At 56.5% G+C, this 20,471-nt stretch carries 19 protein-coding genes; 14 read left to right on the top strand and 5 right to left on the bottom strand.

Annotated elements, in window-relative coordinates; all coding sequences use genetic code 11:
- Positions 1–34 precede the first annotated feature (34 nt).
- The gene (locus ACW9KT_RS00575) at positions 35–2,104 is read left to right on the top strand and encodes a beta-galactosidase (protein ID WP_457077419.1); all 2,070 of its coding nucleotides are present in this window, start codon (positions 35–37) and stop codon (positions 2,102–2,104) included.
- Between the two features lie 13 nt (positions 2,105–2,117).
- Positions 2,118–3,224, top strand: coding sequence for a PKD domain-containing protein (locus ACW9KT_RS00570; RefSeq protein ID WP_457077418.1), 1,107 nt, complete (start codon positions 2,118–2,120; stop codon positions 3,222–3,224).
- Between the two features lie 436 nt (positions 3,225–3,660).
- On the opposite strand, the gene ACW9KT_RS00565 is transcribed toward ACW9KT_RS00570, so the two are convergent.
- Positions 3,661–5,022 carry a glycoside hydrolase family 88/105 protein gene (locus tag ACW9KT_RS00565; RefSeq protein WP_457077417.1) on the bottom strand — a complete coding sequence of 454 codons (1,362 nt, stop codon included), beginning with the start codon at positions 5,020–5,022 and terminating at the stop codon, positions 3,661–3,663.
- 398 nt (positions 5,023–5,420) lie between these two features.
- Between ACW9KT_RS00565 and ACW9KT_RS00560 the strand changes: the two genes are divergently transcribed.
- Positions 5,421–5,861, top strand: a complete 441-nt coding sequence (locus tag ACW9KT_RS00560) for an SRPBCC family protein (protein WP_457077416.1) — start codon at positions 5,421–5,423, stop codon at positions 5,859–5,861.
- A gap of 16 nt (positions 5,862–5,877) precedes the next feature.
- On the opposite strand, the gene ACW9KT_RS00555 is transcribed toward ACW9KT_RS00560, so the two are convergent.
- The gene (locus ACW9KT_RS00555) at positions 5,878–6,900 is read right to left on the bottom strand and encodes a Na/Pi cotransporter family protein (RefSeq protein ID WP_457077415.1); all 1,023 of its coding nucleotides are present in this window, start codon (positions 6,898–6,900) and stop codon (positions 5,878–5,880) included.
- Between the two features lie 136 nt (positions 6,901–7,036).
- Between ACW9KT_RS00555 and ACW9KT_RS00550 the strand changes: the two genes are divergently transcribed.
- The 8 genes from ACW9KT_RS00550 (at position 7,037) to ACW9KT_RS00515 (ending at position 14,707) form a co-directional block, all read left to right on the top strand.
- Positions 7,037–8,290 (top strand): class I SAM-dependent rRNA methyltransferase, encoded by a 1,254-nt coding sequence (locus ACW9KT_RS00550; protein ID WP_457077414.1) that lies wholly within the window; start codon positions 7,037–7,039, stop codon positions 8,288–8,290.
- A gap of 309 nt (positions 8,291–8,599) precedes the next feature.
- A complete protein-coding gene (locus ACW9KT_RS00545) occupies positions 8,600–10,144 on the top strand; it encodes a SulP family inorganic anion transporter (protein ID WP_457077413.1) in 1,545 nt (514 codons plus the stop codon).
- Between the two features lie 283 nt (positions 10,145–10,427).
- The gene (locus ACW9KT_RS00540) at positions 10,428–10,775 is read left to right on the top strand and encodes an ArsR/SmtB family transcription factor (RefSeq protein ID WP_457077412.1); all 348 of its coding nucleotides are present in this window, start codon (positions 10,428–10,430) and stop codon (positions 10,773–10,775) included.
- Between the two features lie 32 nt (positions 10,776–10,807).
- Positions 10,808–11,383 carry an ArsI/CadI family heavy metal resistance metalloenzyme gene (locus tag ACW9KT_RS00535; protein ID WP_457077411.1) on the top strand — a complete coding sequence of 192 codons (576 nt, stop codon included), beginning with the start codon at positions 10,808–10,810 and terminating at the stop codon, positions 11,381–11,383.
- Between the two features lie 39 nt (positions 11,384–11,422).
- Positions 11,423–11,809 (top strand): DUF2255 family protein, encoded by a 387-nt coding sequence (locus ACW9KT_RS00530; RefSeq protein ID WP_457077410.1) that lies wholly within the window; start codon positions 11,423–11,425, stop codon positions 11,807–11,809.
- Between the two features lie 42 nt (positions 11,810–11,851).
- Positions 11,852–12,955, top strand: coding sequence for an ACR3 family arsenite efflux transporter (gene arsB / locus ACW9KT_RS00525; protein WP_457077409.1), 1,104 nt, complete (start codon positions 11,852–11,854; stop codon positions 12,953–12,955).
- Between the two features lie 23 nt (positions 12,956–12,978).
- Positions 12,979–13,404 carry an arsenate reductase ArsC gene (locus ACW9KT_RS00520; RefSeq protein WP_457077408.1) on the top strand — a complete coding sequence of 142 codons (426 nt, stop codon included), beginning with the start codon at positions 12,979–12,981 and terminating at the stop codon, positions 13,402–13,404.
- Between the two features lie 229 nt (positions 13,405–13,633).
- A complete protein-coding gene (locus ACW9KT_RS00515) occupies positions 13,634–14,707 on the top strand; it encodes an ArsO family NAD(P)H-dependent flavin-containing monooxygenase (protein WP_457077407.1) in 1,074 nt (357 codons plus the stop codon).
- Between the two features lie 239 nt (positions 14,708–14,946).
- On the opposite strand, the gene ACW9KT_RS00510 is transcribed toward ACW9KT_RS00515, so the two are convergent.
- Positions 14,947–16,224 (bottom strand): hypothetical protein, encoded by a 1,278-nt coding sequence (locus ACW9KT_RS00510; protein ID WP_457077406.1) that lies wholly within the window; start codon positions 16,222–16,224, stop codon positions 14,947–14,949.
- Between the two features lie 249 nt (positions 16,225–16,473).
- Here ACW9KT_RS00510 and crtD point away from each other — a divergent pair, with 249 nt between their 5' ends.
- The 3 genes from crtD (at position 16,474) to ACW9KT_RS00495 (ending at position 19,581) form a co-directional block, all read left to right on the top strand.
- Entirely contained in the window at positions 16,474–17,970 is a 1,497-nt protein-coding gene (gene crtD / locus ACW9KT_RS00505) for a 1-hydroxycarotenoid 3,4-desaturase CrtD (RefSeq protein WP_457077405.1), read from the top strand.
- A 234-nt stretch (positions 17,971–18,204) separates the two neighbouring features.
- Complete coding sequence (locus tag ACW9KT_RS00500; protein ID WP_457077404.1) at positions 18,205–18,894, top strand: carotenoid biosynthesis protein; 690 nt, start codon at positions 18,205–18,207, stop codon at positions 18,892–18,894.
- Between the two features lie 75 nt (positions 18,895–18,969).
- Positions 18,970–19,581 carry a TetR/AcrR family transcriptional regulator gene (locus ACW9KT_RS00495; RefSeq protein WP_457077403.1) on the top strand — a complete coding sequence of 204 codons (612 nt, stop codon included), beginning with the start codon at positions 18,970–18,972 and terminating at the stop codon, positions 19,579–19,581.
- Between the two features lie 103 nt (positions 19,582–19,684).
- On the opposite strand, the gene ACW9KT_RS00490 is transcribed toward ACW9KT_RS00495, so the two are convergent.
- Both ACW9KT_RS00490 and ACW9KT_RS00485 read right to left on the bottom strand, forming a co-directional pair.
- Entirely contained in the window at positions 19,685–19,927 is a 243-nt protein-coding gene (locus ACW9KT_RS00490) for a DUF6952 family protein (RefSeq protein WP_457077402.1), read from the bottom strand.
- A 12-nt stretch (positions 19,928–19,939) separates the two neighbouring features.
- A complete protein-coding gene (locus ACW9KT_RS00485; protein ID WP_457077401.1) occupies positions 19,940–20,257 on the bottom strand; it encodes a thioredoxin family protein in 318 nt (105 codons plus the stop codon).
- Positions 20,258–20,471: the final 214 nt, after the last annotated feature.

Raw genomic sequence — 20,471 nt, 5'->3', positions numbered from 1 at the left:
CTTAAAAATCATTTGCAGCGCTTTCGCGCTTGCGATGGCAGGGGCTGCCCCTGGATTGGCGCAGAGCAACACACAGGCGAATAAGCAGTTCTTTCCGAAGGACGAGCTAATGACCATTGGCTCCTACTATTACCCCGAGCAGTGGCCGCGTGAGAACTGGGCGCGGGACATCAAGAAGATGGCCGAAGTTGGGTTTGAGTTTACGCATTTCGGTGAGTTTGCCTGGGCGTTTATTGAGCCGGAGGAAGGCAAGTTTGACTTCACCTGGCTTGATGAAGCCGTGGCGCTGTCGCACAAGAACGGGTTGAAAATCATCATGTGCACTTCCACGCCCACGCCGCCGGCCTGGCTGGTGCAGAAGCACCCGGAAGTGCTGATGGTAAACGCCGAGGGCCGCACCATGCAGCACGGCTCGCGCCAGCAGATTTCGTGGTCGAGCCCCGTGTACCGGCAATACGTGCAGCGCATGGTGGAGGCCATTGGCAAGCACTACGGTCAGGATAAGCGCATCTGGGGTTGGCAGCTGGACAACGAGCCCTCACACTACGGGCAGTACGATTATAGCCCGGCTGCTCAGGCCAGCTTTCGGCGCTGGCTGCAAACCAAGTACCGCACCCTCGACGCGCTCAACCAAGCCTGGGGCACCGCGTTTTGGAGTATCCGCTACAGCGATTTTGAGCAGGTGCGCATCCCCAACCCTCGGGAGCTAATCGCTCAGCCCAGCCCGCACGCCGTGCTGGACTTTAAGCGATTTTCGGCCGATGAGGCCAATGACTTCCTAAGCTTTCAGTACAAACTGCTCCGCAAGTACATTGCCCCTACGCAATGGATAACGACCAACCTCATGCCCGAGCACGTCGAGGTGGACCCCACCCATATTACCAGTCTCGATTTTGTGACCTACACTAAATACCTAGTGGCTGGCAACGACCCTGGCCTAGGTGTCCAAGGCTTCCGGCTGGGTTCGCCCACGAGTATTGCTTTTGCCAACGACCTTTTCCGTTCCTTCAATGGCACCACGGGCGTCATGGAATTGCAGCCGGGCCAAGTGAACTGGGGTAGGTTCAACCCCCAGCCACTGCCTGGCGCTGTGCGGATGTGGATTTGGCATGCATTCGTAGGCGGCAACAGGTTGGTGTGCAACTACCGTTTCCGCCAGCCTTTGGTGGGGGGCGAGCAGTACCACTACGGCATCATCGGCACGGATGGCGTGACGCCCAGCACCAGCGGCCTGGAGTACATCAACGTCATTAAGGAAATGAAGCAGGTGCAGCGCCAGTACAACGCCAAGGCCGCGATGCCGGCTGCCTACCGCCGACGCCAAGCAGCGGTGCTTTACAATGCCGACAACCGCTGGGAAATGGATAATCAGCCCCAAACAGACCAGTGGAGTTCCATGGGCCACCTGAAGCGCTACTATGGTGCGCTCAAGCAGGCCGGCGCGCCCGTGGATATAATCACCGAAGACAAGGATTTTACGCGCTACCCGGTGCTGGTGGCGCCTGCCTACGAGCTGCTGGACAAGCAGTTGGTAGAGCGCTGGAAGCAGTACGTGCAGCAGGGCGGCCACTTGGTGCTGAGCACGCGCACGGGCCAGAAAGACCGCACCGGGAAGCTCTGGGAAGCTCAATGGGCCGGGCCGATAGTGGAGCTGATTGGGTCTAAAATCCCGCTCTACGACCTGCTGCCTGAGTCGGTGCAAGGCAGCATCGAGTTGGGTGGCAAATCTTACGCCTGGAACAACTGGGCCGACGTGCTGGAGCCCATGCCCGGCACCAAAGTCTGGGCTACGTACACCAATCAGTTTTACGCCGGTAAAGCGGCAGTGGTCTCGCGCAAGCTGGGCAAAGGCACTGTCACCTACGTAGGCCCCGATACCGACGACGGCGCCCTCGAAAAGGCCGTGCTGCGCCAAGTGTATGAGCGGGCCGGTATTGCCATCGAAGACCTGCCCGAAGGCGTGCTGATTGATTGGCGCGACGGATTCTGGGTGGGGGTAAACTACGGCGAGAGGCCCTACACCGTGGCCGTGCCGGCGCAGGCTAAAATTCTGATTGGCAACAAGGTGCTCAACACTGCCGACGTATTGGTGTGGAAAGATTAACAACGGAGACTTTATGATGAGGCGCTATTTTAAGGCTATTGCCGCCGCCGCTAAAGAAGCTAGCTTGGTCCTGCTCCTGTGCGGCCTGAGCACTGAAGTTTTCGCGCAGGAAGACCGAGGTTACAAAGTCTACCAGTTTCCGGCCAACATGATTCCCCGCATCGACGGCAAGACCGACGACTGGGACAGCTTCCCCAGCGAGTACATCGTGGGCACCGACCAGCTGTGGGACGACTCCAAGCGCTACCCCAAACCCGACGCCACCAACCTCGACGTGAAAGTGCGCGTGGCTTGGGTGAAGGGCCTAAACCGCCTCTATTTCTTGTACGAAGCCTACGATGACTACTGGGATTTCTCCCAACCCGGTCTGCACAACGACACCTTCGAAATTATAGTTGATGGGGACTTGTCGGGTGGGCCGCTCATTGCCGAGCAGCACCCCAACCAGGATTTGCCGCTGATGGAGCGCTACTTTGCCTTCCACGGCGTGCACGCCCAGAACTACCACATTTTCACCCCGGCCATGGGTAAAGACTGGGCGCTGGCCTGGGGCAGTCAGCCCTGGATTAAAGAGCTGCCCTACGCCAACATCGCCTACTCCTATGATTTCAAGCCCGGCCAACCCGGCAAGTTGATTGCTGAGTTCTGGATTACGCCCTTTGATTACGCTGGAGCCGAAGGACCCGCGCGAGCCGTCGAGTCAGTGCTGACCGATAACAAGAAAATCGGCCTCACCTGGGCCGTTATTGACTACGACGACGTAGACGACGAGCGCAAAAAAGGCTTCTGGAACCTGTCAAAAAATCACAAGATGTACGGCAACTCCAGCCTGGGGACCATTTTTACCCTCATGCCCCTGGCCGAGAAGTATTTGCCGAAGCTAGAAGCCCAATGGTCGTTCAGCGTAACTGATATGGCCCGGCGCCAGGTAACCTTCACGGACCAAAGCCGCGGCAACATCAAGCGCTGGCACTGGGATTTTGGCGACGGCACCACCTCCAAGGAGCAAAGCCCTGTGCACCGCTACAAAGAAGCGGGCAAGTACATCGTCGTGCTGAACGTGGAAGGGCCAGACGGAAAATCCCGCATGTCGAAGGTGTGGGACGTGGCGGTGAAGTGAAGGCAATGGCAAGTATTTCTATATTAATCTGTTGTGTCTTTAAGTATTTCGCTCCCTCATTTTAAGGGGGGCTTTATGATTCTCAATATTGGTAAGTATGATAAAGCTCTAAATAAATAAAGAGCCCAACGGCCAATCCAACATTAACTGCCCATACCCACCAAGTGGTGTACAAAATCCGCTTTCTAAATTGAATACAAAGTATGCCTATATGTAAAGCGACGCATACGGCCCCTATACTAAAGGTGGCGTCATCACTATTGGCTCCACAGCAATAAGTAAAAAACCATACGAAAGCTCCCAAAAATTGCAAGATAAAGTATCCTGCAAACGTGATTATTAAGCCCAAAAGGAATCGCAGGCCTTGTGTCACTTTATGGGGAAACACGAAAGAATTCGGTTCAAACATTCAAGTAACAAGGTACACTATTGAAAATTACTTCAACGTCTGCACCGAGCTGTCATTGATGCCGTACGGGTGCTGCTTAAGTAGCTGAATAGTTTCGGCGCCGGCTAGCAGTACGGGGCCGTAGCCGTGGGCTGCGTACAGATTCACAGGACGGTAGTAGTAGAAAGCCGGATCGAAGCCCATGCCGGTGCCTACGCAGGTGCCTTCTACCTGACCTTGGGCGTTTACTTTGGTGCTGACTGCGTTCCAGGCCAGCAGGGCCATGGGACCGTAGGCTTTAGCATCGATCCAGCCCTGGTTGATGGCGTGGGCAATGGCGTAGGCGTAGATGGCGGTGGCGGAGGTTTCGAGGTAGGAATCGGGGCGGTCGAGGAGCTGGTGCCAGAAGCCGCTGCCGGCTTGCTGAGCAGCGAGGCCGCGAGCGTGGGCGCGAAGCAGCTCGAGCACCGCTGGGCGGCCGGGGTGGTCGGCGGGGAGCACGTCGAGCAATTCCACTTTGGTGAGTAGCGCCCAGCCGTTGGCGCGGGCCCAGTGAAACTCGGGGTGCACGGTCATTTCCTGCACCCAGCCGTGCATGTACAGCCCCTTCGACTGATTGAACATGCGGGGGGCAAATTGGGTGACCTGCTTCACGGCCTCGTCGTAGTAGCGCCGCTCGCCGGTGAGCTTACCCATCTGGGCCAGGGCGGGCACGCTCATGTACAAGTCGTCGAGCCAGAGCGTGTTAGGTTGGGGGCGGTTGCGGGCTAGGGTGCCGTCGGGGAGGCGGAACTCCTTGGTCATGATGAAGTCCATGAAGTTGTTGATCATGGGGCGCAGGTCGGCGGAAGTGTTGGCGCGCTGGGTTTTGATCATGGCCGCGCACAGGGAGCCAGCATCGTCCAAAGCCTTGGGGTACAGCACCGAGCGCATGGGCGTGGGCGCCTCCGGGTTGGCTTTTTGGAAGGCGCTGAAGTAAGGCGTTAACTCACTCAAAAACTTCAGGCGGCTAACCGTATAGGCGGCGTATTTGGGGTCGCCGGTGGTTTCGCTGGCCCGCAGCATGCCCGCGTACGTGACGCCCCACTCGTAGCTGGTGAGGCGAAAGTCGCCGGGGCGGATGATGGCGTCGGGCGAGAATTTGCGCCGGTCGGGGAGGGGAGCGTTGGTTTTTTTATCGACTAGCTCGGCGGGCGTGGCGGTGTTCAGGTAATTGTACACGCGGTCCAGCACTTGCTTTACTTCCTCAGCTTTTACCTGCCCGTAGGGAATGGGGTAATCGGGCTTGAGTAAGTGCAGGGGCGTGGTAGTGTCGTTGGTTTTGGCCGGAGTAGTTTGCGCCAGCAGCGGAGACGTGCTCAGCAATAAAGCCAACAGGGAAAAGCGGGAAAGAGTAGACAGAAGGCGCATACAGAAAGGCAGATAGCGAAAGAAAAGACCCTAATTGTTGTGCATCGCTCCAGCAAGACCACGATGCAGCCTAAGCGGACCAAGCTAAAGATTCGTGGTCCGTGGCAGCTGCCTAGGGGGCATTTTTAGCTAAGAGAATGCGCTACTGATGCAGGATAGACAAGAAAATAGTCGCAACCTACCTGCACTCTACTGAAGTAGGGGCCGCGAGAAGGTTGTCGCACCTTATTCCTTCGGAAGCGCTAATAAACCTAAGGGTGCTGGCTTAATGCCTCACCCGCCGGCGCAGGCCAGAGGCAAAGCCTTACCTGACCGCGAAGGGAAATCAAAAAAGCCCCCCAGAGCCGCTTTTTCGCGGTGTCGTAACTTAACCTTGCGCGAAGCGGTTGGATACTGGTATGCACCTCACCCTCCGCACCCGCGTAGCCCAGCCACCGGCTCAGGTTATGGCCGGCTTCACCCGCGAGCTTTTCCTGCAATTGGCGCCCCCGTTCCCCCAAATGCGCCTGCATCGCTTCGACGGCAGCCGGCGCGGCGACCAAGTGGAAATTGAGCTGGTAGTGGGTCCCATCAGCCAGCGCTGGACCAGCCTGATTACCGACGACGGCGTGCTGCCCAACGGCACCCATTTCTTCGTGGATGAAGGTCAAAAGCTGCCCGGCCCGCTGCGCTATTGGCGCCACCGCCACCTCATGCAGCCCACTCCCGACGGCGGCACTGAGATTATTGACGCCGTAGAATATCGGACCATCTCGCCAGTGCTGGATGCGCTGATTTACCCCGTTATGTGGGCGCAATTTGCCTGGCGCAAACCGATTTATCGGCGACTATTTCGGTGAGCCCAACGCGTATGGCTTAAGCGGGAGTAGCTTGAAGTCTTTTGCTTTTACTCTTTTTCTCCACCACTTTATCCGGCAGCCAAGCGTCGAGCAGACGCTGGGCTAGTGGTACCAGGGGGGCAAAAAGAAGCACGCCTAGCACATTAAACAATACGTGGGCGTGGGCAATCTGGCGCTCCACATGGGCCTGGCCCGCCACGAGCGTTACAAGCCCGACCAGGGCGTCAATGAACAACACCCCCAGCGTGATAGTCAGTACGTTGAAGCCCAGATGAAAAACAGCCGTTTTTAGGGCGGCCCGGCCGCGCCCGACAGTGGCCAGTAGGGTGTCGGAACAGGTACCTAGCTCGGCTCCTAACATTACGGCTACGCCGGCGGGTAAGGTCATTAGGCCCTTGGAGGCAAACTCCACCACCATGCCCACGGTCGCGGAAGACGACTGAATCAGAAAAGTGACACCCGCGCCTACCAGTACCCCTTTCAGGGGATGTTCGAGGCCGTGGAGCCAGTCGCGGAAGGCTACGCTGTTCTTGAGAGGGGCCACCGCTTCGCCAATAAAGTATAGGCTAAAGAACAGCAAGCCAAAGCTAAAAAGGGCCCGCCCGGCCGTACGCACCCGTTTGCGCTTGCCTAGCATCAGGAGCAAAAAGCCGGGCACCATCACCACCGCGGCGTATTCGCCCAAGTCGAACGCGTATAGCTGACTGGAAATGGTGGTGCCAATATTGGCCCCCAGCACCACGCCCAGCGCGTGCCGAAACGTGAGGACCCCAGCGCTAACCAAGGCAATAACGATAATAATAACGGCCGAAGATGAGTCGAGCAGCACCGTGACCAGCGTGCCGGTCAGAATACCGGCGAACAAGTTGTGGGTGAACTTCTGCAGCAAGGTTTTCGCCCGCTCGCCCACCACCGAGCGCAAGGCCAGCGACAGGCGGTTGACGGCGTACAGAAACATCACCAGTCCGGCCAAGGCCAACAACAGAATATGTCCTACGTTCAGGTCGGCCGTCATTTTGGTAGCTCTAAAGTAGAGCAATACGCAAAGGATGAGCGCCTTGGAAACGAAACGAGGTTATCAAAATGTGTCCATTTACTAGAAAAAGAAAACCAGGGCGCGGGTGAAAGCCCTCGAATTGCCGACCTTTGCAGACTCATTTGTTTTCCCCGCCGCTATGCCCGCCATCGTCACCCTCAAACCTGGTAAAGATCAATCCCTGCGCCGCCTGCACCCGTGGGTATTTTCGGGAGCCATTGCCCGTATGCAGGGCCAGCCCCAGGAAGGCGAGGTAGTAATAGTGCAGGCTTCAAATGGCGAACAGCTAGGAGTGGGTCACTACGCGCCGGGCTCTATTGCGGTGCGTATGCTAGGTTTTGGTCCTGAAGCCACCGAGCCGGATGCGGCCTTCTGGGAAGGAAAGCTGCGCAACGCCTACGAGTTGCGGCAGCGTCTGGGCCTCACAAGTCAGGGAGAAAATGCGAAGCAGCCGGTTGCGGAAAACGCTGAAAATGCCCCCCAGCCTTCCGGCAGCAGTGCTACCGACGTGTACCGCTTGATTCACGCCGAGGGCGACGGCCTGCCCGGCCTTATCGTAGATGTATACGGCGATGTGGCCGTGCTGCAAGCTCACAGCGCCGGCATGTACCTGGCCCGCCCCCAGATTGCGGAAGCTCTGAAAGCAGTGCTGGGCGATAAACTGCGCGCCATCTACGATAAAAGTGCCGAAACCGTACCCGCCAAAGCCGCGCCCGACGCTCAGAACGGTTACCTGCTGGGCGGCTCTACCGGCACTGAGCACTTAGTACACGAAAACGCTCACCCGTTCGCCGTAGACTGGGAAACCGGTCAGAAAACAGGTTTCTTTATCGACCAGCGCGACAACCGCGACTTGCTGGCTCGCTACTCCGCCGGCCGGCGCGTGCTGAATACATTTTGCTACACGGGGGGCTTTTCGGTGTACGCCCTGCAAGCCGGCGCTACCCTGGTGCATTCCGTGGATAGCTCCAAGCGCGCCATCGAGCTAACTGAGCGCAACGCCGCCCTCACCGGCCTGGAAGACAAGCACGCCGCTTACGCTCAGGACGTATTCACCTTCATGAAAGCCAGCGAAGAGCAGTATGACCTTATCGTGCTCGATCCGCCGGCCTTTGCCAAGCACCTCTCGGCCCGGCACAATGCCCTGATGGGCTACAAGCGCCTGAACGCGGCCGGCCTGCGCCGCATCGCGCCGGGGGGCATTTTGTTTACCTTCAGCTGCTCGCAGGTAGTTAGCCGCGAGCTGTTTCAGGGCGCGGTGCTGGCGGCGGCCATCGAGGCGGGGCGGCAGGTGCGGGTGCTTCACCACCTCACCCAACCCGCCGACCATCCGGTGAGCTTGTTTCACCCGGAAGGCGAGTATCTGAAGGGACTGGTGCTGGCGGTGGAATAAAAGTGCAAGCATGAACTGCCTTTCCTGCTTGCGCTTTGACGTCTGGGGGGCAATTTCCACTCTGAAACACTGCTCCCAGACACTCCAAACTTATGCCGTAGCCAACCCATTCAGCAGTTGGCCCGGATGGCTGGGCGGCGAACTAAACTGCCTATGTGGGTGTAGTGGCCTACCTTTGTCAGCACGCATGAAAAACCAAACTACTCCTCGCTTCAAGCTTAGTCCACCCTGAATACGGGGATAAGTGCTTTTGCCGCCGCATCCTACCGGGTGCGTGCGGCTTTTCTTTTGCCCTATTTTCCGTTTTCCATGCAGCAGGTTCTTCAGTATTTTACTCAATATAAAGTCAGTTATAAAAACGAAATTCTTTCCGGTCTGACCGTTGCGCTGGCGCTAGTACCCGAGGCGGTGGCTTTTTCTTTGATTGCGGGCGTGCCGCCGCTGGTGGGCTTGTACGCGGCCTTTGTAATGGGCCTCATTACCGCTGTGCTGGGTGGGCGCCCCGGCATGATTTCGGGCGCGACCGGCGCTGTGGCGGTGGTGCTGGTGGCCCTGGCTAAAACGCACGGGGTAGAGTACATCTTCGCTACCGTTATTCTGGCGGGCAGTATGCAGGTGCTGGCGGGCGTCTTTCGACTGGGGAAGTTTATCCGTCTCGTGCCGCACTCCGTCATGTTTGGATTCGTCAATGGGCTGGCAATCGTCATTTTTCTTTCCCAAGTGGTGCAGTTTCAGACCGTTGATGCGGCGGGCGCGGTCAGCTGGCTCACGGGCACGGCCCTGTACACCATGCTAGGGTTGGTGGGCCTCACTATCGCCATAATCATCGGGTTGCCACGCCTAACGAAGGTGGTGCCCGCTTCGCTAACGGCTATTCTGGTAGTGTCGGCGCTGGTCATTGGCCTCGGCATCGATACCAAAACCGTCGGTGACATTGCTTCTATCAAGGGGGGCTTTCCGCCGTTTCACATTCCGGCCGTGCCCTTCACGCTGCAAACGCTGGCGCTGATTTTCCCCTACGCTGCCATTGTGGCGGGCGTGGGCTTGATTGAGAGCCTGCTCACCCTGAACCTGATCGACGAAATCACCGAAACGCGGGGACGTAGCAATAAGGAGTGTGTGGCTCAGGGCGTAGCCAACATCACCTCGGGCTTCTTCTTTGGTATGGGCGGCTGCGCCATGATTGGCCAAAGCCTGATCAACATATCCTCCGGGGCTCGCGCCCGTCTGTCGGGCGTGGTAGCGGCGGTTATGCTGCTGATATTCATTATGTTCGGAGCGCCGCTGATTGAGCGCATGCCGATGGCGGCCCTCACAGGCCTCATGATTATGGTGGCCGTGGGCACGTTTGAGTGGGCTTCGCTGAGAACATTTGGCAAGATGCCCGCCTCCGATGTGCTCGTGATGGTGCTGGTGACAGGCATCACCGTGGCCTTGCACAACCTGGCCTTGGCCGTGCTCATTGGCGTTATCATCGCGGCGCTGGTGTTCGCCTGGCAAAACGCGACCCGCATCCGGGCCCGTAAGTACACCGACGAGGCCGGCGTGAAGCACTACGAAATGTTTGGTCCCCTGTTTTTTGGCTCAATTCAGACCTTCAACGAGAAGTTCAACGTGCAGAACGACCCGGCTGAAGTGGTCATCGACTTTAAAGAAAGCCGTGTAGCCGATATGTCGGCCATCGAAGCCCTGAACAAGCTGACGGAGCGCTACCACCGAGCCGGCAAAACCCTCCACCTGCGCCACCTCAGCCCCGACTGTCGCGTGCTGCTAAGCCGCGCCGGCTCCATCATCGACGTCAACATTCAGGAAGACCCCATCTACCCTATAGCAGGCGCCAACGTGACTTATTAATGTATCTCATACTAACCAAAAAGAACGCCTCGGACACAAGTCGAGGCGTTCTTTTTGGTTAGTACTGTAACCGATTAGTATGCTGGGGGGCTTTCTAGCAGTGCAACAAGCAGCGTTTTACAATATAGCGTTAGGTCTTTTCATCCATTGAAACAACATGTTACCTCAGATGGGCCAATCCTCGCAGGGTAAAAAGCTGGAGTAGTGAGATGAGAAATTCGACTATGACGTAAACATACGTTATAATATGTCGTATATTTGCGTCATACTTCATAGTTCGCATATGACTTACGCCAAAACCACCGCCTTTACCGAGGAGCAACAGCAGTTGGCCCGCGTAGCCAAAGCCTTGGCGCACCCAGCGCGGGTAGCCATTATTCAGCTGCTGGCTTCTAAACAAACCTGCATCTCCGGCGACATCGCGGCGGAACTGCCACTTTCACGCACCACGGTTTCGCAGCATTTGCAGGAGCTCAAAGCCCTGGATTTAATTCGGGGCGAGATTGACGGCCTGACTGTGTGCTACTGCCTCAACACTGAGTTGCTGCGCCAGGTGCACCAGCAGTTCACGGCCTTTTTTGTCGAGTCCACGGCTACCAGCGCCTGCGCGCCGGGTAGCTCCTGCTGCTAATTGTCATCCGCTAAACTTCAACCTTTAACGCCATGGAAACCGCTGTTTTTCCCCGCATGCACATCTCCCTGTACGTGTCGGAGCTAACCGCTACAGTTAACTTTTACACCGCTTTCTTTGGGCAGCCGGCGACCAAAATCCGGCGCGGCTACGCCAAATATGTGCTCGACAAGCCTTCATTGATTATCTCCTTCGTCGAAAATCCCGACCGCGTGGCCAGCAACTTCGGCCACTTGGGCTTTCAGGTTGAAACCATAGAAGAGATGGAGCAGCGCCTGGCCGTAGCGCGCAAAACCGGCCTAGTGGCCCGCGAGGAAATGGGCACCAGCTGCTGCTACGCTAAGCAGGATAAGTTTTGGGTAAACGACCCCGACGGCGTGGAGTGGGAGATATACTACTTCCACGAAGACGCCGAATTCAACGACCCACGCTATCAGCAGGAGTACGACCAAGCCAGCAGCAGCCAGTGCTGCATCGCGCCGGCCGCCAAAGCTGCGCCGGTAGCCGAAGAAATCCTGACGACCGCGCCCATGGCTTTCACACTAATGGACGCTACGCCGGCCACCTCGACCGCAGCAGCCTGCACACCCGGCGGCAGCTGCTGCTAGTCTAACCGACAAAGCATTTACGCTAACATGACCACCGCTGTGCTTTCCCCTCAAGACTACATTCGGCAGCATAATCTAGTTGGCATCCGGGCGGGTCAAAACCGCTCAGCCTTCCTCGATATCTGGATGGTGGTCGTCGACGACCGGATTTTTGCGCGCTCGTGGGGGCTGGCTGAAAGAAGCTGGTTCAACGCTTTCACTGCCAACCCGCTCGGCGCCATCCGTTGTGGCGACCAAATAGTGCCCGTCCGCGCCTTGATACCCGCCGATCTGCCCCAACTCAGCGCCCGCATCAGCCAAGCTTATCTCGATAAGTACGACTCGGGGGCCAACTCGCCTTATGCGCAGGGCATTGTTCGGCCCGAGCACGTGGCCCGAACCATGGAGCTAGTTCCGCTTCCCGCTGGTTCGCTTGCCGGCAGTTGAGCCTGGGGGGCTTTTTTCTGAGCTTTTAAGAACTGCCACCGCATGAAGTCAACTCCGCCGACCCTGCCCGGTCCTCCGCCCGAAGAACTAGCCCAAAAAAAGCTTTCGGGCCTCGATAAAGGGTTGACGCTCTGGATATTCTTGGCAATGGGGCTGGGCGTAGCAATGGGCTACCTCGTGCCGGGCGTAGAGCAAGCCATAGATTATTTCACGGTCGGCACCGTGAACGTGCCCATTGCCGTCGGCCTGATTCTGATGATGTATCCGCCCCTGGCCAAGGTGAAGTACGAGCAATTGCCAAGGGTTTTCAAAAACACGCGCATCATCGGCCTGTCGCTGGTGCTGAACTGGCTGGTGGGGCCGCTGCTCATGTTTTTTCTGGCTATCTGGCTGCTGCCCGACAAGCCCGAATACATGATGGGCCTGATTCTGATTGGTATTGCCCGCTGCATTGCTATGGTGCTGGTGTGGAACGACTTAGCCGACGGTAGCCGCGAATACGCTGCCGGCTTAGTCGCTCTGAATTCCATTTTTCAGGTGCTGTTTTACTCGGTGCTGGCCTGGCTGTTTATCACCGTGCTGCCGCCTTACTTTGGGTTGAAAGGCTACGCCGTGAACATCGGCATCTGGGATATTGCCCAGAGCGTACTCGTGTATTTGGGAATTCCGTTCGTGGGGGGCTTTTTGTCACGCTACGTGCTGCGCCGCCTCAAGGGCGACGCCTGGTACGAGCAGGTTTTTATTCCCGCCATCAGCCCGATCACCTTGATTGCCTTGCTGTTGACTATCGTGGTCATGTTCAGCCTGAAGGGTGAGCTGATTGTGCGGATTCCTTTAGATGTGCTGCGCGTGGCCCTGCCACTAGCCTTGTACTTCGGCATTATGTTCGTCATCAGCTTTGCCGCGGGCAAGTGGCTGGGGGCCGATTATGCCGAAAATGCTTCCATTGCCTTTACCGCTACCGGCAACAATTTCGAGTTGGCTATTGCCGTGGCCATCGGCGTGTTTGGCTTGAATTCGGGCCAAGCTTTTGCCGGCGTCATCGGCCCACTAATCGAGGTGCCGGCCCTGATTGCACTGGTCAATGTAGCCTTCTGGTTTCGCCGCCGCTGGTACGCGGGCCGGACGGTGGCGCCCCAAGCATAAGCACTTATTAACTCCCTCTTCCTATGTCTGATAAGAAAAATGTGCTGGTGCTATGCACCGGGAATTCCTGCCGCAGCCAGCTTATGCACGGCTACTTAACCGAAATGCTGGGCGAGCAAGCCAATGTTTACAGCGCCGGCATTGAAACCCACGGCGTCAACCCCAAGGCTATACAAGTGATGCAGGAAGACGGCGTGGAAATAACGCACCACACCAGCAACCATGTGGATGAATACGCCGCCGTGCCCTTCGACTTCGTTATCACCGTCTGCGACAACGCCAACGAGGCCTGCCCAATATTCCCCTCATCGGCCACCAAACTGCACCACAACTTCCCCGACCCCGCCAAAGCTACTGGCACCGCTGAGGAAATACTAAACCAATTCCGGGCTGTGCGCGATCAAGTAAAAACGTACGCTCAGGACTTCACGCGGCAGTATTTCCAGTAAACAGAGTTTTTACTGCGCTAGGGGGCTTTTTTTGATTTTAACAGTTGAACAAGGTAGGGGCGCAATACTTTGCGTCTCGGCGTTCGCTTCGTTGACCTCCGGTTGCTGATGTTGTTTAGTTAAGCGCAGTTTCAATCGTTCAACGACGAGACGCAAAGTATTGCATCTCTACCGCGTTCAATTAACCTAGTCTGTAGGTCCAATATACATTTCAACTAAGTAGCCAAAAATGTACTCGCATGCTCGGGATGTGCTGGTGATAGGAGCAGGGCAGAGCGGCCTGGCCGTGGGCTATTACCTGCGTCGAGCGGGCGTTTCCTTTGCTTTGCTCGACGCCGAAACAACTCCCGGTGGCGCCTGGCCGCATGCCTGGGACTCTTTGCGGCTGTTCTCGCCGGCCGATGCCAGCTCCCTGCCTGGCTGGCTCATGCCCCGGCCCGACGACGGCGGCTACCCCACGCGCCAACACACCATTGACTATCTCACCGCGTATGAGCGCCGCTACGAACTGCCGGTGCAGCGCCCGGTGCAAGTGAAGCAAGTAACCCACGACATACGCGGCTTCGTGGTCGATACGTCCGCTGGCATCTGGACGTGCCGGGCGCTGATTTGCGCGACGGGTACCTGGTCACGCCCTTTTGTGCCGGCGTATCCAGGGCAGGACATTTTTCAGGGTTTGCAACTACATTCCGCTCACTACTCCAATCCAGAGGCCGTTGCGGGCAAGCGAGTACTGATAGTAGGTGGCGGTAACTCCGGGGCTCAGGTGCTGGCGGAAGTTTCCAAAGTGGCCGAAACGATTTGGGTAACCGAAAAAGCCCCCCGCTTTCTGCCCGACGACGTGGACGGCCGCGTGCTGTTCACCCAAGCCACCCAGCGCTACAAAGCCCAGGAAGGTGGAGTTGCCGTGGCCCCGCCGCCCACGCTAGGCGACGTTGTCATGGTCGACTCCGTGAAGGAGGCGCGTGCCCGCAATGTGCTGCACAGTGTCCGACCCTTCGCCCATTTCACCGCCACCGGCGTAACGTGGCCCGATGGCCACCACGAAGAAATTGACGCCGTTATCTGGTGTACCGGCTTCCGGCCGGCGCTTTCGTTTCTGAGCGGGTTGGGAGTATTAGAGCAAGATGGCCGCGTGGCTACTGACGGCTCGCGGGCAACGGCGTTGCCAGGGTTGTGGCTGGTGGGCTACGGCAGCTGGACGGGCTTCGCATCGGCTACGCTCATTGGCGTGGGCCGCTCGGCGCGGAGCACGGTAGCGGAGGTACAGGCGTATCTGCAAGCATTGGTGGCGCGTGCTTAGCTGCTGGTGTAGCGTATAAACTGGTTCTGTAAATGCTATTTAATAAAGCCCCCAGCGGCTACTGCAAAGCCGAAAATCGTTGCTGAGCAGTAAAGAGCTTACCTCTACGGCGCTACTGCCCCGATAGCGACGCGCTCTACGCGCAAGGTGCGGCGGGCAGGATCTTGATAATATAGGAGCATAAAGCCTGGGCTTACCTGCCAGACATCAAGCTGACCGGCTCGGGGAGCTTGCCTGAGTTAGGAAAGCTGGTGAGTGCGCAAGTCCAGGGTTTGCACCTGTTGCGGGCTCCGTAGTACCGCCGTTAGCTGCTGCTCATCCACCGACAGGCCCCGGTAGCGAAAAGTTTGGGCCTGATCGGCCAACTCGGCCAGAATTCGGGCTTGCATGTAGCCCTGCCACTTGTACACCCCCCGGTCGCGGGGCAAGGCAACTACTTGTACATTTTGCGTGTGGCCGGCTGTGTCGAGCGTGAGGCTGAGCATGTCGCGGGGATGTAAGGCGGTGTAGCGTACGAAGCCTAGCGTCAGCACGGACCGCAGCAGCATAACACCGAACGAGTTGCTTTGAAAAGTCTCGCCTAGCAGCTGCACGTTGCCATCCTGATCTGGAAATACGCAGCTCCAGTGTACCCGCCCGCCACGAGCGGCGCGCAAGGCATCGGTGCGAGCCAGAGGAATCTGCTGCTCAGCCAGCTTCTCGCCATTGGGCGCTAACCGCAGATAAAATAAGTCGCCAGTGCCCGTACGATTAGCGGCGCCCTCGAAGGTATAACCCACCACTAAAAGGGAGTGGTCAGTATTGATTTGCCTGGCATCGGGCAGCCAATGACCTGTGTCGGGGCCTAGCCGCGTGCGACTAAGCTCATTGCCCGTTTGCAGGTTCAAACAAACCAAATGACTCACGGGGGTGCGACTAAATGCCTTTGTCGTTAGGGTTAACCACAAGTGGCTGCTATCGGCGTTGCAACCCAGCACTTGCTCGCCCGGAACTAGCGTCTTTTCCCAGCGCGTCTGCATATCAGCGCCACGGGCAACGAGATGAACGGTGCGGTCTGAAGCCGGTTCGACCGTTACAAAACCATCGTACCACGGCAGGTTAAGCGAATTGGGAAAAGACCGGCCTTTCCCCCGATAGGTTGTCACAACGCGGCCGGTGGTATCTACTACCACACTCAGCAGGGAATCGGACCAGTTCTTTTTAAACTGATACAGCACATGATGTTGGCTATTGATGAGTGTTTGGAGGGTGTATTTGCCCCCCAACCGCAATGGCCGGGCGTGTCGCAGCTGCACCTGTTCATCAAGCCAGTATTGCCGGATGGTGGTGGAGTCGTTATGCGGTTTGTCGATGTAGTATAGCAGGGCACGTTCTGAGCCCGGCAACGCCAAGCCACCGATTCGCTCGGCCTTGACGTCTGTTAGCTTAAACACTTGCGCTTGCGCGCGCCAACTGCTCACTAAAACTAAACTTCCCAGCATCAGAATCCGGCCAAGCTGGCGTAAATAGTGCGTCATAGTTGGTCGGGAAACAGGAAGTTTTTGTCGTTTTGCATACTGCTGAGCAAGCTACAGGAAAGCTGGCAAAGCAAGGAGTAGTGCTTAAGGCCGAACAGAAAAAACTGAAACCATCCGCTCGCTTTTTGCTTTTGCTAAGAAGCTACCCGTTTCGGCTCCGTATTCTGAGGTTTGCACGCTTGCGAGAAGCCACGAAGCCGCTTGCGCGTCGTAGCTTCGGCCAGCTGACTATATTATAGGTTTGATTTGGTGACTCGTAAAAAATCCGCTTCCTCCCTCAAGCAACCCGCCGCTATCATTGGGGCCGGCATTGCCGGTATTGCTACGGCCGTACGACTGGCACTGAAGGGCCACGCCGTCACGGTATTCGAGGCCCAGGAGTCGTTTGGAGGCAAAATGTACCAGTTTGAGCTGCCCGGCGGGTATCGTTTCGATGCGGGACCTTCGTTGTTCACCTTGCCCCAGCTGGTCGACGACTTGTTTCGGCTGGCCGGCCGCGACCCGCAGGACCATTTTCGCTACGAGCGCCTCGACCCCATAACGCACTACTTTTTCGCCGACGGTACCCGCCTCAAAGCCTGGGCCGACGAGGAGAAGTTTGCCGCCGAAGTTGAGCAAAAGCTAGGTGTGCCGGCCCCGGATGTACTGAGCTTCCTGCATCGCAGCGCCTCCGCCTACGAGGCTACTGAAAGCACGTTTCTGCACAAGTCCTTGCACAAGGCTGCTACCTACCTCAGCCCGGAAGTGCTGCGGGCCCTAGCCGCTCTGCCCAGCCTCGGTCTCACGGGCACTATGCACCAGCGCCACGCCAAGGCTTTCAATGATCCGCGCCTGGTGCAGCTTTTCGACCGCTTCGCTACCTACAACGGCTCTGATCCTTACCAGGCGCCCGCTACGCTCAGCCTGATTCCGCATCTGGAGCATGGAATCGGCGCTTTTTATCCCGTGGGGGGCATTTATAGCATTGCCCAAAGCCTGGTTGGGCTAGCCGAAGAGTTAGGTGTAGAGTTTCGCTACAACGAGCCCGTCGAGGAAATTTTGACCGCTGCGGGCCGCGTAACTGGCGTGCGCACACCCCAGGATGTGTACGATTTCGGCCTGGTAGTCAGCAACATGGATGTGGTGCCAACCTACCGCCGCCTGCTGCCCAAGCAGTCCGCACCCGAGCGCACCTTGAGCCAGCCGCGCTCTTCCTCAGCCCTGATTTTCTATTGGGGCATCGCCCACGAATTTGCCGAGCTGGACCTACACAACATCTTCTTCTCCCAGGATTATCAGCAGGAGTTCAAGGCCATTTTCGAGCAAAAAACCGTCAGCGCCGACCCAACGGTGTACGTGAACGTGACGTCCAAAAAAACGCCCCCCGACGCGCCCGCGGGCCACGAAAACTGGTTTGTGATGGTGAACGTGCCCCACCACCAAGGCCAGGATTGGGACGCCCTCACTGCTCAAACCCGCCAAGCCGTGCTCGACAAAATAACCCGCACCTTGGGCGTAGCCGTAGAACCCCTGATTCGGGCCGAGCGTGTTTGGGACCCGCGTGGTATTGAAGAGCGCACGTCGTCGTTTGGCGGCGCTTTGTATGGCAGCAGCTCCAATAACGCCTTGGCTGCTTTTCTGCGTCATCCTAATTTCTCGCGCCAACTCGAAGGCTTGTACTTTTGCGGCGGCAGCGTGCATCCGGGCGGCGGCATTCCGCTTTGCCTGCTGTCCGCTAAAATCGCAGCTGAACTAATCAAGAGCTAAGGATTTCTTTCAACCTAAAATCATCAATCAGCCTTCACTAGCCCGTCATGCCGAGCGGTAGCGAAGCATCTCGCGTGCTGACGTGGGATTACTAATCTAGCTAAACACGTGAGCAGCTTTGCTACCGCTCGGCATGAGACGGCCTAGTGAAGTATTTATCTTAATTCTGAGAATTGCGTTCTTCTATTTGTTACCAACTTTTAATTAGAGCGCTTACCCAATAACTTCCTCCTCGTGTCTTTTTCCGAATCTACGCAACGCCTGCCTGCGGCCCCGCCTACGGGCGCGGCTTCTGAAGTGCGTCGCTTGCGCATAGCCCAGGGCATTCTGCTCCTTTTTCACGTGACGGGTTTCCTGGGTCTGGCTTTTTCCCAGGATCCTAGTTTTTTCCTGCAATTCACGCCCCTCAACTTACTGCTGACAGCCGTGCTGCTGTTCGCTTTTCACCCCGACCGCAGCCCGACCTTCATCTGGTTTAGCGTGGTGGTAGTGCTGGTGGGCTTTTTTGTGGAAGTGGTGGGCATCAACACTGGCTACCTATTTGGGCAGTACACCTACGGCGAGACATTGGGCTTTAAGTGGCTGGATGTGCCCCTAATGATTGGCGTAAACTGGTGGATACTAACCTATTCTACTGGTATACTGGCGCGCTATCTGCCGTTGCCGGCTATAGGTCGAGCCGTGGTAGCAGCGGTGCTCATGGTGGGCCTCGATGCCTGTATAGAACCCGTGGCCGTGCGCTTCGATTTTTGGCAGTGGCAGTACGATCTTATTCCGCTGTTGAATTTTAAGGGATGGTTTATTGTATCGTTTATCTTGCAGGTATATTTCAACCGGACACAATTTGAGAAGCGCAATGCGTTAGTGCCTTTTGTCTATTTATTGCAATTGCTATTCTTCTTCGGGTTAGGATTAGTCAAATAGATAGACGAAAAGGTAAAAAGTATCTTATTAACTCAGGGGAGAGCGCAACTTGTGCGCTTTTCCTGTAGCTATACTATGTTACAGACTTTTAAGAGCAACCTGCTGAAAGAGGCGCAGCTGGTGTTCGCTCGCTTCGGCGTCAGTCGCTTATCGGAAAACGAACTGATCGAGGCCCTGCATGTGGCGCCAGCTACCTTCTATGGGTTGTTTCGCGACAAGAACGACTTAGTTGTGCAGGCCATGGCGCACGACATAGAACGACAAAAACAGGAACACCAAGAGTTGTTTGCTAATTTCTCGACGCCCCTTGAGCGATTAATAGCTGTGTATGCACACGGCTATAATGAGATGAGTAAGGTGATGGGCAACACTTTGCTCGAGATTCAGCATCTTCATCCGAAGGCTTGGAATATGATGCAGGATCATTTAGAAAACTACGGCTTTTTGATGATCCGGGGCCTTATACAGGAGGGGGTACTTCATCAGCAGCTGCGCCATGATATTGATATTGGCCTGGTAACCAAAGTCTTTATGGAGCTGCTGAATATGACTTTCAATCATAACATCTTCCCTCACGATCAATACAGCCGCGCGGAAATAATGCGCAGCACACACTTCTACTACATTCGGGGACTGTGCACCGATTCAGGTCTGCGCTTGGTGACGGCGCACTTTGCTAAGCTCTAATATATTCGATACAAGTAAAAAAGCCCCCCAGAGAATCTCTGGGGGGCTTTTTATATACTAGGGTAAGGCAGGATAAAAGGCTAGCCCTACATGGTACAGTCAGTTAGCTGATAGACACGCGCACTTTCTTGGTGAACTCGCGCAGGGCATCTTTGAAATCGGCGCCGTGGTCTTGCATCTGATTGAGGATGAAAATGGCGGCAAACACGTGCGTGAGCTGTTCGCCCTCATCTTCGCCTTCCACCTCAAACTCGGGCTGACGCTCGTCGAGCAGGGCCTCTTCGGCAGCCACCAGGCTTTCCAGGCTCTGGTTCTCGACGAGGCGTTTGATAACGGGTATTTTCATTGGTAACTGGCCTTAGTTGAGGCGATTGAGCAGGCTGGTTACGGCCTCTTCCTTGCTGGCTGCCACGGTATCAACCAGTTCCCCGTTGCGGAAAACGGCAAAGAAGGGCAGACCGGTTACGCTGGCGCGCTTGCGAGCTTCGGGGCTTAGCTCGGCGTTTACATCTAGAAAGGTGATGCCTTGGTACTCCTCGCTGGCGGCAAGGCGCTTGAACTTAGGCGAAAACAGGCGGCAGTTGCCGCACCAGTCGGCGTAATACTTAACAACTACTTTTTCGTTGGCTTCGAGCAGCTGAGCGAATTCAGCGTCGGTGGCTTTGGTAACAGACATGAGAAATTCGTGAAAATTAAAAACGTAATAAGTTGGTAATGAATACTATCAACTGAAGAAAGGGAAAAGACAAGAAGCTATTTTGGGTGCTTTTTTGCATAGCCTCCCAGGTTTTGCGCGTCTGTTCGCTCTGGGTCAGATAAGAACCGTTCTTATCTGGCCGCAAAGGTAAAGCGCTTTGGAGTGGTAAATGTTCGTCGATTTAATAAAAAGC

The organism is Hymenobacter sp. HD11105 (assembly GCF_054051685.1).
This window is presented reverse-complemented; position numbering and strand designations above follow the sequence as displayed.

Coding starts and splice junctions, on each gene's coding strand:
- ACW9KT_RS00575 (WP_457077419.1), top strand. CDS start 35: ATGGCAGGGGCTGCCCCTGGATTGGCGCAGAGCAACACACAGGCGAAT.
- ACW9KT_RS00570 (WP_457077418.1), top strand. CDS start 2,118: ATGATGAGGCGCTATTTTAAGGCTATTGCCGCCGCCGCTAAAGAAGCT.
- ACW9KT_RS00565 (WP_457077417.1), bottom strand. CDS start 5,022: ATGCGCCTTCTGTCTACTCTTTCCCGCTTTTCCCTGTTGGCTTTATTG.
- ACW9KT_RS00560 (WP_457077416.1), top strand. CDS start 5,421: ATGCACCTCACCCTCCGCACCCGCGTAGCCCAGCCACCGGCTCAGGTT.
- ACW9KT_RS00550 (WP_457077414.1), top strand. CDS start 7,037: ATGCCCGCCATCGTCACCCTCAAACCTGGTAAAGATCAATCCCTGCGC.
- ACW9KT_RS00545 (WP_457077413.1), top strand. CDS start 8,600: ATGCAGCAGGTTCTTCAGTATTTTACTCAATATAAAGTCAGTTATAAA.
- ACW9KT_RS00540 (WP_457077412.1), top strand. CDS start 10,428: ATGACTTACGCCAAAACCACCGCCTTTACCGAGGAGCAACAGCAGTTG.
- ACW9KT_RS00535 (WP_457077411.1), top strand. CDS start 10,808: ATGGAAACCGCTGTTTTTCCCCGCATGCACATCTCCCTGTACGTGTCG.
- arsB (WP_457077409.1), top strand. CDS start 11,852: ATGAAGTCAACTCCGCCGACCCTGCCCGGTCCTCCGCCCGAAGAACTA.
- ACW9KT_RS00520 (WP_457077408.1), top strand. CDS start 12,979: ATGTCTGATAAGAAAAATGTGCTGGTGCTATGCACCGGGAATTCCTGC.
- ACW9KT_RS00515 (WP_457077407.1), top strand. CDS start 13,634: ATGTACTCGCATGCTCGGGATGTGCTGGTGATAGGAGCAGGGCAGAGC.
- ACW9KT_RS00510 (WP_457077406.1), bottom strand. CDS start 16,224: ATGACGCACTATTTACGCCAGCTTGGCCGGATTCTGATGCTGGGAAGT.
- ACW9KT_RS00495 (WP_457077403.1), top strand. CDS start 18,970: ATGTTACAGACTTTTAAGAGCAACCTGCTGAAAGAGGCGCAGCTGGTG.
- ACW9KT_RS00490 (WP_457077402.1), bottom strand. CDS start 19,927: ATGAAAATACCCGTTATCAAACGCCTCGTCGAGAACCAGAGCCTGGAA.
- ACW9KT_RS00485 (WP_457077401.1), bottom strand. CDS start 20,257: ATGTCTGTTACCAAAGCCACCGACGCTGAATTCGCTCAGCTGCTCGAA.